The 16,470-nt window shown below is 39.9% G+C and carries 17 protein-coding genes; 8 read left to right on the top strand and 9 right to left on the bottom strand.

What is annotated here, in order from left to right; genetic code table 11:
• Positions 1-144 precede the first annotated feature (144 nt).
• Positions 145-1,026: a pirin family protein gene (locus tag AC1M83_RS03990; protein WP_481590083.1), complete on the top strand. Its 882-nt coding sequence runs from the start codon at positions 145-147 to the stop codon at positions 1,024-1,026.
• A gap of 171 nt (positions 1,027-1,197) precedes the next feature.
• Positions 1,198-2,421 carry a chloramphenicol efflux MFS transporter CraA gene (gene craA / locus AC1M83_RS03985; protein ID WP_180028905.1) on the top strand — a complete coding sequence of 408 codons (1,224 nt, stop codon included), beginning with the start codon at positions 1,198-1,200 and terminating at the stop codon, positions 2,419-2,421.
• Positions 2,422-2,450: 29 nt separating this feature from the next.
• On the opposite strand, the gene AC1M83_RS03980 is transcribed toward craA, so the two are convergent.
• The 4 genes from AC1M83_RS03980 to AC1M83_RS03965 all read right to left on the bottom strand — a co-directional run bounded on the left by AC1M83_RS03980 (position 2,451) and on the right by AC1M83_RS03965 (position 5,589).
• Positions 2,451-2,741, bottom strand: coding sequence for a DUF3817 domain-containing protein (locus AC1M83_RS03980; RefSeq protein WP_179998758.1), 291 nt, complete (start codon positions 2,739-2,741; stop codon positions 2,451-2,453).
• A gap of 268 nt (positions 2,742-3,009) precedes the next feature.
• A complete protein-coding gene (gene sodC, locus AC1M83_RS03975) occupies positions 3,010-3,588 on the bottom strand; it encodes a superoxide dismutase [Cu-Zn] SodC (protein WP_481590082.1) in 579 nt (192 codons plus the stop codon).
• A 120-nt stretch (positions 3,589-3,708) separates the two neighbouring features.
• Positions 3,709-4,818, bottom strand: coding sequence for an AI-2E family transporter (locus AC1M83_RS03970; RefSeq protein WP_035264258.1), 1,110 nt, complete (start codon positions 4,816-4,818; stop codon positions 3,709-3,711).
• 126 nt (positions 4,819-4,944) lie between these two features.
• Positions 4,945-5,589, bottom strand: coding sequence for a ParA family protein (locus AC1M83_RS03965; RefSeq protein WP_180028902.1), 645 nt, complete (start codon positions 5,587-5,589; stop codon positions 4,945-4,947).
• A 132-nt stretch (positions 5,590-5,721) separates the two neighbouring features.
• On the opposite strand from AC1M83_RS03965, the gene AC1M83_RS03960 reads away from it, so the two are divergent.
• Positions 5,722-6,189 carry a Holliday junction resolvase-like protein gene (locus AC1M83_RS03960; protein WP_180028901.1) on the top strand — a complete coding sequence of 156 codons (468 nt, stop codon included), beginning with the start codon at positions 5,722-5,724 and terminating at the stop codon, positions 6,187-6,189.
• A 31-nt stretch (positions 6,190-6,220) separates the two neighbouring features.
• Here the strand turns inward: AC1M83_RS03960 and AC1M83_RS03955 are convergent, their stop codons facing one another.
• Positions 6,221-6,853, bottom strand: a complete 633-nt coding sequence (locus AC1M83_RS03955; protein ID WP_481590081.1) for a class I SAM-dependent methyltransferase — start codon at positions 6,851-6,853, stop codon at positions 6,221-6,223.
• 244 nt (positions 6,854-7,097) lie between these two features.
• Between AC1M83_RS03955 and AC1M83_RS03950 the strand changes: the two genes are divergently transcribed.
• Together AC1M83_RS03950 and AC1M83_RS03945 are read left to right on the top strand one after the other, a co-directional pair.
• Positions 7,098-7,664 carry a hypothetical protein gene (locus tag AC1M83_RS03950; protein WP_171076732.1) on the top strand — a complete coding sequence of 189 codons (567 nt, stop codon included), beginning with the start codon at positions 7,098-7,100 and terminating at the stop codon, positions 7,662-7,664.
• Between the two features lie 78 nt (positions 7,665-7,742).
• Entirely contained in the window at positions 7,743-8,180 is a 438-nt protein-coding gene (locus AC1M83_RS03945; protein WP_481590080.1) for a protease inhibitor I42 family protein, read from the top strand.
• Between the two features lie 49 nt (positions 8,181-8,229).
• Here the strand turns inward: AC1M83_RS03945 and AC1M83_RS03940 are convergent, their stop codons facing one another.
• Positions 8,230-8,805 carry a hypothetical protein gene (locus AC1M83_RS03940; protein ID WP_092766689.1) on the bottom strand — a complete coding sequence of 192 codons (576 nt, stop codon included), beginning with the start codon at positions 8,803-8,805 and terminating at the stop codon, positions 8,230-8,232.
• A gap of 53 nt (positions 8,806-8,858) precedes the next feature.
• Positions 8,859-9,632 carry a class I SAM-dependent methyltransferase gene (locus AC1M83_RS03935; RefSeq protein WP_092766690.1) on the bottom strand — a complete coding sequence of 258 codons (774 nt, stop codon included), beginning with the start codon at positions 9,630-9,632 and terminating at the stop codon, positions 8,859-8,861.
• Positions 9,633-9,753: 121 nt separating this feature from the next.
• Between AC1M83_RS03935 and AC1M83_RS03930 the strand changes: the two genes are divergently transcribed.
• The 3 genes from AC1M83_RS03930 (at position 9,754) to AC1M83_RS03920 (ending at position 13,086) form a co-directional block, all read left to right on the top strand.
• Complete coding sequence (locus tag AC1M83_RS03930; protein WP_092766691.1) at positions 9,754-11,016, top strand: hypothetical protein; 1,263 nt, start codon at positions 9,754-9,756, stop codon at positions 11,014-11,016.
• Between the two features lie 305 nt (positions 11,017-11,321).
• On the top strand, positions 11,322-12,062 hold the full coding sequence (locus tag AC1M83_RS03925) for a TetR/AcrR family transcriptional regulator (protein ID WP_481590079.1): 741 nt from the start codon (positions 11,322-11,324) through the stop codon (positions 12,060-12,062).
• Between the two features lie 70 nt (positions 12,063-12,132).
• Positions 12,133-13,086: a 2-hydroxyacid dehydrogenase gene (locus AC1M83_RS03920; protein ID WP_035264243.1), complete on the top strand. Its 954-nt coding sequence runs from the start codon at positions 12,133-12,135 to the stop codon at positions 13,084-13,086.
• 110 nt (positions 13,087-13,196) lie between these two features.
• Here the strand turns inward: AC1M83_RS03920 and AC1M83_RS03915 are convergent, their stop codons facing one another.
• Both AC1M83_RS03915 and AC1M83_RS03910 read right to left on the bottom strand, forming a co-directional pair.
• The gene (locus AC1M83_RS03915; RefSeq protein WP_481590078.1) at positions 13,197-13,829 is read right to left on the bottom strand and encodes a hypothetical protein; all 633 of its coding nucleotides are present in this window, start codon (positions 13,827-13,829) and stop codon (positions 13,197-13,199) included.
• A gap of 374 nt (positions 13,830-14,203) precedes the next feature.
• Positions 14,204-16,222 (bottom strand): CocE/NonD family hydrolase, encoded by a 2,019-nt coding sequence (locus AC1M83_RS03910; protein ID WP_180028626.1) that lies wholly within the window; start codon positions 16,220-16,222, stop codon positions 14,204-14,206.
• Positions 16,223-16,470: the final 248 nt, after the last annotated feature.

The raw sequence follows: 16,470 nt of genomic DNA, 5'->3' as shown, positions 1-16,470 counted from the left end.
CATTTTATATGTTTCAAATTGCATCAAATTTTGATGACAAAAATATTTCAATTGATAAAACACAACTGAAAGCATCATAAAATTAACGTAGAGGGAAATCTAAAACCGCATTAAACTAAAGTCATTCAATAAATAAGATAAAAAATGAAAACACTCGCTTTTATCCATCGTAACGACAGTCATTTTTCAGTTGGAGACTTTAATCCGGTTGTGTCTGTTTTTTCACACTATGAACTCGGAAATACAGTATCCCCATTTTTACTTCTCGATCATATTGGTCCCGGTATGTTGAAACCCTCTCAACTGCGTAAAGGCGTTGAAGAGCATCCGCACCGTGGTTTTGAGACAGTCACGTTCGTGTATGAAGGTGAGTTAGAGCATTGGGATTCGCAAGGTGGTGGAGGTGTTATTCAGAAAGGTGATGTACAGTGGATGACTGCTGCATCAGGCATTATTCATAAAGAAAAATTTAGTGAGTCATTTTCCCGAGAAGGTGGACGATTTGAAATGATTCAGCTGTGGGTGAATTTGCCAGCAACTGCAAAAAAATCGAATCCGCGTTATCAAAGCTTACTCAAATCTAATATCCCGGTTGTAGAGTTAGCTCATGATGCGGGTACTGCGCGTGTCATTGCTGGAGCCTTTATGCAAGTGAAAGGACCAGCATTAGTCCATAGTCCTTTGCTGGTTTTGGATTTGGATTTAAAAGCAGGTCACACACTCATATTACCAGCAGGACATTTGGATACCACACTGATGTATATGCGCCGTGGTAAAGTTGAATTTGGTACAGATGATGAATTACTGACTGATCAGGGAATGGCAGTATTTTCAAGTCATGGTGAAAACGTTGAATTCACCACATTGTCTGATAGCAAAATTTTATATCTCATGGGACAGCCACTAAATGAACCTTTAGTCGGGCGTGGTTTTTATGTCATGAATACGCAAGATGAGATTGTTGAAGCGATTGAGGAAATGAAGCATGGTACTTTTTTGAAAAGCCATGCAATTGATGCCAAATGATGTCAATGTTTGGGTGAGAAATTGATTTACGATAAAGGCTAAATTTTCGTTTGATTTTCAGACTTTGTTTCGTAGTTCAGGGTTACAAAAACGCAAAACTTTGTCATGGCATTGTGATGCATTTCACGTAAACTACGCTTCCAAAAAATATTCAAACATGTGAAAAAAAACATGCAAAAGGTGAGTAAAGCAACCTTAAGTCGGGCAACAATTATGTTTCCTTTGGCATTGGTGCTCTTCGAATTTTCAGTCTATATCTGTAATGATCTTGTACAACCTGCGATGCTTACGATTACACGTGAGTTTGGTGTAGGCAGTGAGTGGGCGCCATCATCCATGTCTTTCTTTTTATTGGGTGGAGCATGTTTGGCGTGGTTTTTAGGTCCGTTATCAGATCGCTTAGGTCGTAAAAAAGTACTCCTTGGAGGTGTTTTCTTTTTTGTGGTCTGTTGTTTGCTCATTTTATTCACCCAGTCTATAGAGCAATTTCTTGCATTTCGTTTTTTACAAGGGATTGGGCTGACCATTATTTCAGCTGTGGGTTATGCTGCCATCCAAGAAATTTTTGAGGAAAGAGATGCGATTAAAGTCATGGCTTTAATGGCGAATATTTCATTGATCGCACCATTACTTGGTCCTGTGCTAGGCGCATTTATGATAGACCATGTGTCTTGGCATTGGGGTTTCATTGGGATTGCCTTTTTAGCAGCCTTAAGTTGGTTTGGTCTTAAAGCAAAAATGCCTGAGCAGCATTTGAGTATTCCTAAGCAACCATTAAGCTATGTATGGGATGACTTCAAAGCCATTTTTAAAAATAAAAAATTTATGGGCTTGGCTTTGTCAGTACCCATGGTCTCAATTCCACTGATTTTGTGGATCGCTATGTCACCTGTAATTTTGGTCGAACAGCTCGGTCTGACCAATATGCAATATGGCTATGCACAGGTGCCTGTATTGGGTGGTTTAATTATTGGAAATATTGTCCTGATTCGTGTTATTGATCGCTATGCAGTAGGAAAGACCGTGGTAGTTGCATTGCCGTTGATGTTAGTTGGAACGCTTATTGTTTTGGCTGGTGCGATTTGGCAGGATTATTTGTTATGGTGCTTAATTATCGGCATGACCTTAATCAGTTTTGGTGAGGGCTGTAGTTTTTCTGTGCTTTATCGTTTCAGTTTAGATGCTTCTGAGGTATCTAAAGGAACTGTTGCTGCCGCAGTAGGCATGATTATGATGATTGCATTCTTTGTTGTGATCGAAATTGTACGCATTATGTATGAATCCTATGGCACGATGGCATATGCATTGGCTTGTTTTATCCTTATTGCACTGTGGTTTAGTGCTCCAAGAAAAATTGTTCATCAGATCATGCAAGAAAGAGCCACTTCAGCATAAAAAAATCCTCCTTGTGGAGGATTTTTTAATCATTGTATTTGTTCGAGATGTTTGAGTTTACGATCAAAAATAAAAGGGGCAAAGGGTAGAACGGAAGCTATCAGCCCAAGAATAAATACATTGATAGACCACTTTTGCTTCTCGCATACCACAAATAATACGACTAAAAACAGCACAAATAGAACGCCATGTCCCATGCCAATATATTTCACATAAATAGGCTGATCTAACATATATTTCATTGGCATGGCAAAAAAGAGCAGTAGTAGGAATGAAATCCCTTCAAGTAAACCAATAATACGTAAGGACTTAATATTCATTCTCAAACCCCACAAAAGAAGACATCCTATTTTACCTAATCGTTGTTATAGCAAAGTTAGAATCTATGTGGACTAGATCGCATTGTTTAAGGGAAATATAATTTATAATAATCGTTTTTTATGATAGTAGATTTAAAAATAAGCTAATATGTCAATCATGTCTATAAAGATGAATATGAAGTGATACTCACAACATTTTATAGGTCATCAGCGAAATAATAAAAGGACTAAGCTAGAGCTTAATCCTTTGATGAGTCTTGAGTGTAGCTTAGCGTATAACACCACATGCTACACGATCACCTCCACCACCTAGTGGTTTAGGTTGGTCTGAATAATTGTCACCACCTGCATGTACCATGATGGATAGACCTTGAATGTCTGCAAGTGTGAGACGTGGTGCAATCACTTGTGTTTTTGCATTACCTGACGCGTCAACATTTAACACTGGTAAGTCACCTAGATGACCATCGTTTGGCGTACCATGCCCAGGCGCTTGATTTGGATTGTAATGTCCACCAGCGGCAAGCGCAGCACCCATTTTGCCATCTTTTTCAGCAGGTTCACATGAGCCTTTTTCATGGATATGGAACCCGTGATATCCAGGTGATAATTTAGTTAAGTCCGTTGTGATCACAAGACCTTTGTCACTATCTTGGAAGCTAATCGTTCCAATTTGATCATGAACTCCTTGAGCACTCACCGCATTTACAGGAATGGTTTGGATTTTAGAGTTGGATTCTTTGGATGCAGATGTATTTTGCGTTGCTGCACATCCCACAAAGCCTAAACTCAGCAATGCACTGAGCATAGAAACTTTGAATGCTGAAACTTTCGATTGCATTTGCATGCTGTTCTATCCTTGTTCCATGTAAGTGATAACGCATTGAAACAAATTTGGCATTTAGCAACAAGAATGATTTAAGTATTTGATTGTATAGATTTCTTATCAGTAAAAATAAAACACCACTTATGAGAGTGGTGTTTCATTGTCTTGATCGTAGGCCATCGTAGCTTTAGGCACGGGTTCTGGTTCCAGTGTTTCATGTAACCATTCACGCCAAATGGCTAAAAGAATGGCGAGAATTACAGGACCAATAAAGAGTCCAACTAAACCAAAGCTCGCTAAACCACCCAATACACCAAACATGATCAATAAGAACGGAATTTGAGTAGCACCTGAAATGACCAAAGGACGAATGACATTGTCGGCTGTACTCACCACACAAACGCCCCAAGCCATTACACCAATTGCCTCAACGGTCTGACCTTGTGAAAATAACCACAGTGAAACAGCACCATATGCCACTGGAGGGCCAAAAGGAATCAGCGCCATGATAAAGGTCATAATGGTTAAAAGCATTGGATTTGGAACACCAGCAACGTAATAACTGATTCCTGCCAATATCGACTGTGCAACGGCAGTCAAACCAACACCATATACTACTGCACGCGTTGTTTCAGAGATCGTGTCGATATAATGTTGGATACGTGGACCAATGACTTTCTCCATCGCTTTACTGACCTGTTGAACAATCGTTTGTCCATCACGGTAAAAGAAAAAGAGAGAGAGCATGGCAAAACCAAGTTTGACTAAATTTTTGGTAATTTCGCTAATCACGAATTTACCGTAATTTAGATGTCCTTGAATCCATACACTAATATTACTGAAAAGTGCATTTGGGTCGGCATTGATGTCACGTACAATTCGAGAAACTTCTTTACCTACAATGGGTAACTCACGTATCACGTCAGGAACGGTGATATGACCAGAAGCCAGTTGGCGCTGTAAATCAAAGAATAAGTTTCGGCCTTCATGTTGAAGTAAGAAGATAGCAAAGGTGAACGGTAAACCGACAACGAGTGCCAATAAGAACGTCATAACAGACGCACCCAATGTAGGTCGATTACCACACCAAGCGAGAATACGTTTGTATAAAGGCCAAGTCATATAGGCGATAATACAAGCCCATAACACAGGTACGATAAAGTATTTGACAATGTCATATCCCAAATAAAGCAGAATAAAAAACAAGCCAAATAAAAGTACACGCTGTAAAGTTGGATTAAAATCTTGCACTAAAGTCTCTGATCTATATTCTTGATTTTCAAACTTATCTGCCGCACATCTGATTCATTTCGAGTATGCATTTAACATCATATATGAAAATGAAAAAAAAGTGCGACGACAATCTGGATTCTTTATTTAGAACCAATCACTTGGATCATCAATTAAAACATCTAACAAGGGTTGCCATTGTTGTTGTATTGATAAATAAGTTTTTTGATTTTTATCAAAAATGTTGAGACCCTGCATCGCCAATTGACCATAAGCTGTTCGTTCAGAAATCCAAGCAACAGGTTGTTGATCAATCTTGGCAAAGAACTGTTGGATCTCTTGAGCACTCTGACTATTTGGTTTGACACGATTTGCCACCAAATGAACTTGAACTTTACCTTTCCGAATACGTTTAATGTCATGGATGTGTTTTAAGAAGCGACGCGTGCTGTCGATATCAAAAAAAGAAGGTTGCAGAGGTGTGACCACTGCATGACATTCTGCAATTAATTGTTCAGCGTGTTCACCTGTTAATGCGCCTGGAGCATCAATAATCAGATAATCAAGATTCTTCGGTGCATCACCAATCGATTTTTCATGGCGCCAATCTAAACTTTGAATGTGTGTTGCTGATTCTGGGCGCTGCTTTAACCATTGCAATGCAGATTTTTGATTGTCCGCATCCGCCAATGCAACTTTATAACCTTTCTGTGCGAGTGCTGTCGCCAGTGTAATCGCAGAAATTGTTTTTCCACAGCCACCTTTTTGGTTGGCAATCAGTATCGTTTTCATGAGTTTAAAATTATACATGCTTCAAATAAGGTCTGATCTTAGCTTAGCATTAAAATCAGCCAAAACGCGCATACATGACAAAAGTTTAGTTCTTGTTTAAATTGTCCGCATAACAAGTCATAGAGAACGTCAATGTCCATTTGGATGTCAATGTTAATAGGCGCCTGTATTGGCGTGGTAATCACCACAATGATGTTGAGCTCAACCCGCAATGGCCGTATCAAAGCAGAATATGAACAATATATTGCAGAGCTTGAACTTGAACATCAACACGCATTAGCTGCTGCTCAAAAACGCAGTGTAAATACCAGTCGTGCGGTACTGAAAGGTAAAATGGCTGAACAATTAGCACCGATTATGCCAGAATTTCAATATTTACCCAGTGATGCTAAATTCTTAGGTGATCCTGTCGACTATGTGGTATTTGATGGATATACAGATTTCCGTGATGGTGATGGCGCGGCACAAGATATTGAAATTGTACTGATTGATATTAAAAGTGGTGGAGCACGGCTCACCAAAGGTCAGACGGCAATTGCGAATGCAATTGCCGAAGGGCGTGTGCGTTTTGAGACGATCCGTATCGACTTTCAAGACTAACTTGGATTACTCATCCACTACGTAGAAGTGATCAGTTGGTTTTAGTCGCTCGAGCAAGCATCATGCGACGACCTACTTTTGGCACTTCTTCTGCTTCGAAATAATCGAGTTCAGAAATCTCAAAGCCAGCATCAAGCAGTGCTTGCTCGATATTTCTGTTCAAATGACAACCATCAGCAATCACTTTCTGTACTGGCGTTAAAAGATCTTGAAGACGCTTTAAACTCTTTTGCTGTTGTGCATCGTAAGCGACATGTTCAACCAAATGCAAAGTGCCACCGATGCGTAATACACGTTTAATTTCATGTAGAACTTGTTGAACATGACTCACACTACACAATGTCCATGTGCTGACGACATGTTGAATAGATTGATCTTCAAAAGGTAAATTTTCCGCTTTAGCATGAACATGTTCCACATGGAACGGTGCATCTTGAATACGTTGTTTAGCTAATTTGTATACATCTAGACTCGGTTCAAGCGCATAGAGACTGTCCACAGCTTGATAAAATGGCAGGTTAATTCCTGTACCAAAACCAATTTCTAATACCTCACCTTGAATCGGAAGCAGAAGACGGCGTCTGCTGTCCATCATACTTGGTAACTGCATGACTTGATTCAGAATATGAGGGAATACTCGTTGCTGATAAAATTTATAGATCATTTTTGTTCTTAACATCTTCCATTATTCGATTATTTTACACGTTGAATACACTTTTAACAGTAGACAAAATTGTGACTAAATCACGATAGATTGTTACTGTTCATCAATTTCCTTTTCAGAATGAAGTTCTAAGATAGATCATATAGATTTAGGTTAAATACAATTCAGTCGGATGTTGTCCATAGTAAATGTATGTGCTGCTGTTGAGTTGTTTTTGATACTTAGAAAGAAGGATGGATGTCTGTTGAAAAAGTTAGTTCTCGCATTATGTATCGCCCTTGGTGGTGTTTCGGCTTATAGCTCTGCCAGTGTGAAGTCGAGCGACTTTAATATTGCCAATGGTTTGCCCCCAGCATCCGCGGATCAAAAAATTTCGGTATTGGAACCTTTTGAAGGGGAATTTCGTATTCTTGGTTCGAAAGAATATACCGATGATCCGCAAGCCCAATTTTCACCCATCGACTATGCAGTGACCCGCGGTATTTTCACAGAACCTGAAATTGCACGACAAATTTCGATTAATCAGTATGACCGCTATTTAAATTGGAAAATGGCAAAACCACCGATTCACCCACGCTTAGCAACACAGTTGGTGAGTAACATGCACATTATCCCGGCTAATCCAGAAATTGCGAAAGAGATTAAGAAAGTTCAACGTGGTGATCTGGTGCGCTTAGAAGGGGAATTGGTTCAAATCAATGCCAAAGATTTGGTGTGGAAGTCAGCTTTGGATTGGAATGGTATCGGCGATGGTGCATGCAAATTAATTCGCGTCGAATCAATTGAATGGTTAGAAAAGCGCAATATTTAAACAGGATTTGAGATTGATGAGTTTGAAATGATTTTCAGCTCAAAGTTTTGATCATTAGATAAATGAGAGTGTGGGATCATGAGCGTTGGCAAGACATCCTTATGGATAAGTTTATGTATTGGCGTACTCGGGAGTAGTCTTGCCGCATGTCAAAATCCAGTCTCTGAAGTGCAAGCGGAGTCCCATCACTATACTGATCAGCAAAATTGTCCTGCACTATTGGTGATGAAAGTGGGTGAAACCTTAGAATTTAATGCAGCAGAAAATCCAAGTACGGGTTATCAATGGCAAATTATGCAACCGCTTCATCTCTTTAAAGTTGAAGAACAATATTTGGCGACTGAAAAATCAAAAGCGATGGTAGGCGTTGGAGGTGAAAAGACAGTGAAGCTGACTGCGCTAAAGCCTGGTCAGGAACTCATTGAATTGGCGTATGTGCGACCTTGGGAAGTTGCTCAACACCGTACTCAAACAGATGCCCCAACATCGTGGCAATGTCGAGTACGCATTTCTTAAGCAGGCAGAAGACCGTTTCTAAAATTGTGCTGTACTTTTACTATGTACGCTATTGTTCTTTCGTGACACTAGTATTTTGACTCCAATGTTGGAGTTGGGCTTTCGCAGTATAATAATCACTCATATTTCGAATTGCATCTTTAGGATTTCGAAGCTCATCTTCGGGAGACTGTTCGAGCTCTTGATAGACCTCAATCTGATTTTCCCAGTATTGATAAAATAAGCCTTGAATATATCTACCTTGTTCCGTCTTAAGATCTAATTCTTTCAACATATTGAGGGAGGACTGAATGAGATCTCGTTTACGCTGAAACTCCATATCCGCATTTAAATTGCCATCTGCTTTTAATTGCTGAAGTTCTGCGTCTAGCTCATCACTTAATTGCTCAAAACTTTGCTCATATTGATTCAGCAAAGCAACGTCATGTGCGTCATTTGGAGTAGATTCAAACGATTTGATCGGCTGAGCTTCGATCTGTGTTTTCAATTCAACGGATGGATCAACGGATTCTTTTTGTTCGGTCTGAGGGTTTTGTTCTGTTTTTTGGCATCCAATGAGCATGAAAGGTATATTCAGGCAGAGTGCAAATATCGAAAGTCGAATAGGGTGAAGATTTGCCGTCATGAGAGTCAATCCTCTGTTGGTTTTTTTAATGAATGATCGAGATTAAGTTTAGTTTATCGCGCACGATAGTGATAGGCATAAGTGATATAAGGAAAGGAAACCTCATCATGGGGCATGAGTCCCGTATGTTCAAATACGATCGATTCAAATGCTGTCTTCATTTTTGCTTGGTCTGCCGCTGACATTGCCGCAATAAAACTGGTAGATAAGAGTCGTTTGCTGATGACCTGTTCAACACTGCCGACTTGATGCTGAGTGAAGGTGCTTAAACTTTGGAATTCAAATAATTCTTGCTGCTGAAATACATTTTGCCATTGGTTGCTATGAAAGCGTGGCGTATCGGACTCAAAAGGTGCGATGTAATCTGCCAATGCTTTGACCCAATCCACTGAGATATCTCGTTGGTTCCAGACTAGACCTAAATGTCCTTGAGGTTTAAGAAGGCGATGCATTTCTTGCAATGTTTGGCGTTCAGCAAACCAATGAAATGACTGTGCGCATAAAATAGCATCAACACTATGCGTTGATTGCGCAATTTGATGGCTTGATGCTTGTAGTGTCTTCACCTCAGGATGTACTATTTTCAATTGTTCGAGCATTGCTGGAATCGGTTCAACGGCGATTATGTTCGAGGTGACTTGTTTTAGATAGTGCAGGAATTTTCCTGTCCCTGAACCTAAGTCAATCGCAACTGCATCAGGATGAAGATTCAATTCATCTTTCAACCACGTGACGATAGCCTGTGGATAATTTGGTCGGACTTGTTGATAAAGTTCAGCCGCAGAACTAAACCCATTTTCAGCAGCAGGATGAAGTGAATGTGTCATATTTTGCGCTTTTTAATCTGAACAGTATCTATAAAATATGACACCGACAATGTGATGTAAGCAAGTGAACGATTGATTCATTTTGCAAACCAGATGATGAGAACCCTTTTTTGGAATTGCAATGGATAAGCAAATAGTATTTGAAGACGAACACATCAGAGCAATTTATTTAAAAGGAACAACAGAAACATTGGTTCTCTCTTTTGGTGACTTGATCAGTCGTGCCAAAGGCAATGCCATTAATGCTGAAAAATCCTTAGCCAAATATGACTACAATGTCATAGGTATCATGCCAAAACAAAAGTCATGGTTCCCATCACAGAGCATGCACGCTTTAATCGAGCAAATATCACCTTTGTTGAATCAATTTCAGCGTGTCGTGGCTTATGGTGGTTCTATGGGCGGCTACGCAGCGATTAAGTACAGTAAGCGATTAGGCGCAGCACGTGTGGTCTCTATGGTGCCACAATATTCAATTAATCCTGCTGAAATCGAAGACCGCCGTTATACTGATTTTTACGATCCTAACGTCAATGCTGACATGCAAATTGACGCGACAGATATTGCGTCCGATGCAGAATATATCGTGGTTTATGATCCTTACTTTGATCTGGATCGCGAGCACTATGAAAAGATTAAGCCACTTATTCCTCAACTCAATACACTACATTTACCTTATACAGGCCATGATGCGGTTGCTGTATTAGCAAATTCTGCGTTATTGCATGATTTTATTGAACATGAATTTGATGCAACCTACTTTTATCGCCAGATTCGAGCAGTTAAAAAGAACAGTAAATTTTACTATCGAAGCGTGATCGCACATCTGCTTGGCACCCACAATGAAGCATTAGGTAATATTTTAAAAACCATCGATCTACAACTAGACAGTAGCTTTTTTGATGCCAGTCTTAAACAGACGATTACCCGTATTTTGCTGACCAATAAACGAGTTGATGAGCAAGATCTACAAAAGCTCGGTATTTCGATTCATTTGCCGTTTGAAAATAAAACACAACTTCATGACAGCTTTGGCAAAGTGTTGGTCTTTAACGTGATCACCCAAAAACTAGAAAGCTATGAACAACATGTGATTGATATTAATGGTAAATATATTATTCCATTACATGTGGAAAGTACTGGATTGGCCCAGATTGAAATTAAAAAACAGCACTATCTCATTTGTATGAATGATCGCCGTGTCACCAAATTGATCAAAATGGATGATGCGCTCAGTGCGGATATGAGCCCTTTGATTGTGAAAAAGGGCGAAGGTTTCTTTAGCATCAGTTATAAGCATCTCTATATGCACTGCGATGAGTTAGGAAACTGTATTTTTGAATCAGATACTGTTGGTGAAGCAGAAAAATTTTCAGTGGAGTAAGGCTGAATTTTTCATAGTTATTGATCAAAGTGCTTCGGCGCTTTTTTTATCTTTAAGTAAAAAAGATAGAGTGTGTGATAGGTCTCAATCTGTCATAAAAAGTGATATTGTTTAAAATTTACCCGTGTTTATTTTGTAACGAAAGCGACGGAATGACTCTGTTTCGTTGCTAAGATCAGGCAATATATAACGAATTTGAATGATTCAAATGATGATGTATTCATGAATATCGGAATATTCATGCATCTTTCACGTGTCTACTTGAGCACAAAAAAACCCATATAAATGGAATTTAGGTGGGACAAATGAATAAAAAGAAAATTGCAAAAACTGAAACAGGAATGAATCCTCCAAAACAATCGCGTACACATCGTCGTGTTATGCAGGTGATTCAAACCGCTGAAAAACTTTTAGTTAAAATGGGCTTAGAGTCAATTTCAATTCCTGAAATTGCCAATGCTTCAAACATTCCAAGAGCGAGTATTTATCAGTTCTTTCCGACAAAATATGATCTGTTGCATCATATGGCACAGTTGCATTTGCAGAAACTAGTAAGCTTGCTCAAGGAAGCTGGTTTAAACGTCATACGCGAACATCCGTACGAAAGTATGGCGGCTTATGGTCGAATGGTGGCTGCAGCTGTGATTGAAACCACTGCCAAGTTTTATAATGAATCTGCTGTGGCACGATTATTAATATTGTCAGGTCCACTGAACCGACAAGTGTATTTACGTCATCAAATGGAACTCAAACAGTTCAGTCAAGATTTAAGAGATGCACTTAAAGCAATTCGGGTAGATGATTATTTACCGCAACAACCTGACAGTATGTTGATCATTATTGAAATGATCTTTACTTGTATGAAACATGGTTATTACACAGAAGATCGGATTTCTGAACGTATTTGTGAGGAGGCGTATCGTTTGGCAACGGCATATTTAAATGCGCTGAAAGAAGATCAATTTTCCCTAAAAGCACAGCGTGCAGCAACGACGCAATCTGAGACAAAAAACCAGTCAAATCAACTATTGTTGACTTACAATTAAGCTTACAATCAGTTGAATTATCATGAAAATCTTGCAGTCGAAATGCAGATAAATATTGCTGAGGTTCAACGTGAAAGCTGTTTTTTTGGATCAATTCTCTCTCGATCAGAATGATTTAGATTTTTCGGGGTGGTATCAAGTCTTTGATGAGGTAACATTCTTTGAGCGCACTGATCCAGATCAAGTGCTTGAACGCATTGCGGATGTAGATGTGGTGGTGACCAATAAAGTGGTGATTACGGCAGACATGATGCAAAAACGACCGCAGCTTAAATTAATTTTAATTTCAGCCACAGGCACCAATAATGTCGATTTAATCCAAGCAAAAGCTCAAAACATTGTGGTATGTAACTGTCAGGCATATGGTACTGCCGCTGTAGCTCAACATACCATGATGTTGATGCTCAACTTGGCAACGTCTTTTATTCAATATGATCGTGCAGTTCGTGCGGGTGAATGGAATAAAGCATCACAATTCTGTTTATTAGATTTCCCCATTGCTGAATTGAATGGTAAGACCTTAGGGATTTTGGGCTATGGTGAACTTGGTCAAGCAGTAGCGAAATTGGCTGAAGCCTTTGGTATGAAGGTGATTGTGGCTCATTTACCAGGACGACCTGCAGCCGCTGATCGTGTCAGTTTAGAAAGCTTGCTGCGTCAATCAGACTTTATTAGCTTACATTGTCCATTAACTGAAACAACACGCGACTTAATTGATGCAGAAGCATTCAGTCTAATGAAAGAAAGTGCATATTTAATTAATTGTGCCCGTGGTGGCATTGTGAATGAACAAGCATTGGCGGAAGCACTAATAAATCGGAGAATCGCAGGGGCAGCGACTGATGTATTGAGTATAGAACCGCCTCAGCAAGGCAATGTGTTATTGAATTCGGATATCCCTAATCTCATTATTACACCACACAGTGCATGGGGAAGTGTTGAAGCACGTCAACGTATTGTGCAACAAGTACAGGAAAACGCAGCTGCATTTAAAGCGGGTCAACCGATCCGTCAAGTTAACTGAAGTTAAGTAATAAAAAGGGTGCTGTGAGAAGCACCTTTTTTCTTGAAGAGATATAAATAAACTCAACCTAATAAATAAACTCCACTTAGGTTTGAATAAAACGACATGGTTTAACGTGGGACACCTGCATCACTGTCATCTACAGCTGGACTAGAGGTGGTAGCTCCACTATTAGGTAAAGCAACACTTTGACGCTGAATAGTCGGTTCTGCTTCAGGTGCTTGAGTTTGACTTGCTAGCGTGGTGTTGGCTGATTGCGCAGTTTCAAGGTTGACTGAATTTTCTTGAACGGGTAAAGCGACCGATGCAGTAGTTGGAGCAGGGGAGGCTGTGACAGCAGGTGCTGTCGTTGGGTTGGGTTGACTCAAACTGCCTCTTTCGATGGGAACACCACCTGCACCGACGAGGTTCTGTTTAGCATGCTGCACAGATTTGACAGTTGTATCTACGCCTTGACGAGCACCGTCACGTAATGCAACCGCTTTTTCATTGGTGAATTCTTTGGTGTTTTGCCAAGCTGAATCGACGGATGGTTTGATTTTAGCAATACCACGCTTGGTCGCATCATCAACGGTGTTGGCTGTATTTTGCAAAGTCTCTTGTGCTTTGACTGCAAGTACTTTGGCTAAATTTGGATTGTCACCGTAAGCAGGATTGTTGCCTGTTAAAGTAGAGTCTTGAGCAAATGTAGTTGCTGAGCATAGCGTAATGCAACTTACCAGCATCGTTTTCATTATGTTCATGAAGGATCCTCTTCTCAGTTCTGTATGGGTGGCGCTGTGACTCAATCGCCTCATCTGTACAAAACGTTTGAATTTTTTATCAGTTTCCAAGCAAACTACATGAGCGATGGGGCTGTTTCAATGTTGAAATGTATCTGTAACGTTGTGCTTCGGCAGTTTTAATGATTAAAGCTACAATTTTTATTCATCTTGCATCGCTTAAAGGCTTTTAGGATACAACACTACATTGTGTGCATTGGATCGTGGACAATAAAATTAAAAGTAAAGTTTATCCTCCGATTTTAAGATAGGTGTTGATCAAACCAATATATTCAACATAAAAAAAGTCTGAGCATGGATTCATGCTCAGACGCTGTCTATAAGAAATCTAAAAATCAATGCTTCAGATATTGAGTCGGGACTTTTGGTAAAACCACGCTTGATGGGTATTGTGAATTCGAATAGATCGAAATCGATCCCAAAAGCGATGAAGTTAAACTTGGTAGTGGGGCAACGCCTTTCCATACATCACTGGAAACCACCGAAATTTGAATACGATGTCCTTTAGGAATAAGCGCAGCAGTTGCTGGAATCTCAACATTGACCAAGACTGGCTTGTTTTTGTCTAAAGGTTGAATATCCGATGCTTTAAATGTATGCCAAGGTTGAATCATTTGTCCTTTGATATAACGAGAACGTGATTCGTCAACTTTACGCATGGATGCTGTGATAATACCCGTGCTTAATGTTTTAGCATTGCCCGTTCTTGGGTCCACATCGGATACACGTACGACTAAACCACTGTCTTTAGAGCTGGATGAAATCCACAAGTCAGCTTGCATCGGCCCATTTAAATAATAGTCTTCAGTTAAAGGTACTGAGTTAAAGACCGAAGCAGGAATATTCGCTAAGTTGCTATTTTCCAGACATGGGAAAGGTAGGATAGACGTTGCACCAATGAGAACTTGTTCAACAGTACTTGAGCATAAACCGAAAGTTGGGGCTTGTAATAAGTAGTTTTCACCAGAGCTTGACGTTGGTCGATCTTTTGCAAGATTTCCACGTGTATTTAAGAATAAACGATCTGGTTCTAATGCTACATGCGGCCAATCCGTACTGACGACATAATCTTCATAACCATGTACCCATTGTGTGACGTTAGGTAGAGTTTCAGCGCCAGTGTTGATACCTTTTAAATATTGATCAAACCATTGAAGTTGCATTTTGTCTAAACGCGGTACATTACCTTTAGGCAAACTTGGGAAAAGTTGTGCGGCTTGAATGTGTGCCCAAGGTCCAATAAAGGTTTTTACTGTGGTATGACCTTTTAATGCTTCATGCCAAAGCGGTTCACTGCGTTGGAACAAATCACGTGTTCCCCCGACAATAAAAGTCGGAACTTTAATATTATTGGCTTGTTCTAACAGCGATCTTTCTTGCCAAAAGTCATTATCAAAAGCATCAGCTTTGCCTTTTAGAGCATTGGCAAAAAGCGGTATTTGGAATTCTGTACTGTTAATAATTTTATCGAGTGCGGTCAGTTTTCCAGTAATCGGGTCTTGCACCAAGGTATCAATCGGTAAAGTACCCAACAGTGTAATTAAACTCATCCAAAGTGGAATGAAGTTAGTATTTAGCTGCCCGCCATTGAAAAGAATATCGCGGTACGCATCACCCATAGGTACGATTGGGAACGCTGCCTTGATTGCTGGATGTTGTGTCGCTGCACCCAGCATCGCCGTGATTCCTAGATAAGAAACACCATATAAGCCGACATTTCCATCAGAGAAGCTTTGTTTGCTTGACCAGTCAATAATTTCATAAGCATCTTGTTGTTCGACTTTGCCAAAAGCTTCCCACTTGCCTGTAGAGTTACCTGTTCCACGAACATCTGCAACGACTGTTGCGTAGCCACGTTTCACCATTTCAGGGTCTGCACCACCTGCTATTGCTGAAACCTTACCTGCAACCCCTGCGCTATAGGCCGTTTGAATAACAATCACAGGGAATTTTGCATTGATAGGACGACCTGACTCATCCGCAGGGAGCGTGACATAAGTGGCGATTCGCGTTCCATCACGCATGGTAATCCACTGTGCTGGTAAGGTCACCGACTTAGGATATTCAGCAGGTCGATCATACAATTGCCATTGAGCATTGGCATTGGAAAGTAATGGGACTTGAGGTTGACTCGGAGATTGTCTAGTTCCGAGTCGGGTGTTTTTTAATGCAACGGGAGTACCTGGGAGTGTGACATCTGGGGAGGTCACCGGGTCGGGTTGAGGACTTAAATAGCTTAAGTCTGGTGTCACATTTGGAGTTGGATTAATTGTTTTATTCGCTATGCCAATGGTGGTCGCAAGTATCGTGACACCGATGCCAACAGCAGCATAGAAAGAATTTAGCAACTTCATTACATAATTCCTTTTTGTTTTTCATTTTTTTAGTAGTGCTTGAGTGAAGAATGAAATATGCATAAAGCAAAATCGTTCCATTCATTTTATTTTTATGTCTCCTAATCTGATCAAAAAAGATAATTCAGATTAGGCTTTGATGTTGTATCACTGTTTAGTTTAACTAACAAGTTGGGGTCTTGCTGTTTGTCGGATTGGCAATGATGTTTTGATTAAGTATTTTATTTTTAATATAAAAAAAATTGATT

Source organism: Acinetobacter sp. 25-47-130 (assembly GCF_056779705.1).
The sequence above is the reverse complement of the archived record's forward strand: the minus strand, read 5'-3'. Positions and strand labels throughout refer to the sequence as shown.

Bases quoted from the DNA above. Each gene is read 5' to 3' on its own strand.
- AC1M83_RS03925 (WP_481590079.1), top strand. From the start codon at position 11,322: ATGAATAAAAAGAAAATTGCAAAAACTGAAACAGGAATGAATCCTCCA.
- AC1M83_RS03945 (WP_481590080.1), top strand. From the start codon at position 7,743: ATGAGCGTTGGCAAGACATCCTTATGGATAAGTTTATGTATTGGCGTA.
- AC1M83_RS03990 (WP_481590083.1), top strand. From the start codon at position 145: ATGAAAACACTCGCTTTTATCCATCGTAACGACAGTCATTTTTCAGTT.
- sodC (WP_481590082.1), bottom strand. From the start codon at position 3,588: ATGCAAATGCAATCGAAAGTTTCAGCATTCAAAGTTTCTATGCTCAGT.
- AC1M83_RS03965 (WP_180028902.1), bottom strand. From the start codon at position 5,589: ATGAAAACGATACTGATTGCCAACCAAAAAGGTGGCTGTGGAAAAACA.
- AC1M83_RS03980 (WP_179998758.1), bottom strand. From the start codon at position 2,741: ATGAATATTAAGTCCTTACGTATTATTGGTTTACTTGAAGGGATTTCA.
- AC1M83_RS03910 (WP_180028626.1), bottom strand. From the start codon at position 16,222: ATGAAGTTGCTAAATTCTTTCTATGCTGCTGTTGGCATCGGTGTCACG.
- AC1M83_RS03930 (WP_092766691.1), top strand. From the start codon at position 9,754: ATGGATAAGCAAATAGTATTTGAAGACGAACACATCAGAGCAATTTAT.
- AC1M83_RS03960 (WP_180028901.1), top strand. From the start codon at position 5,722: ATGTCCATTTGGATGTCAATGTTAATAGGCGCCTGTATTGGCGTGGTA.
- AC1M83_RS03940 (WP_092766689.1), bottom strand. From the start codon at position 8,805: ATGACGGCAAATCTTCACCCTATTCGACTTTCGATATTTGCACTCTGC.
- AC1M83_RS03955 (WP_481590081.1), bottom strand. From the start codon at position 6,853: ATGATCTATAAATTTTATCAGCAACGAGTATTCCCTCATATTCTGAAT.
- AC1M83_RS03935 (WP_092766690.1), bottom strand. From the start codon at position 9,632: ATGACACATTCACTTCATCCTGCTGCTGAAAATGGGTTTAGTTCTGCG.
- AC1M83_RS03915 (WP_481590078.1), bottom strand. From the start codon at position 13,829: ATGAACATAATGAAAACGATGCTGGTAAGTTGCATTACGCTATGCTCA.
- craA (WP_180028905.1), top strand. From the start codon at position 1,198: ATGCAAAAGGTGAGTAAAGCAACCTTAAGTCGGGCAACAATTATGTTT.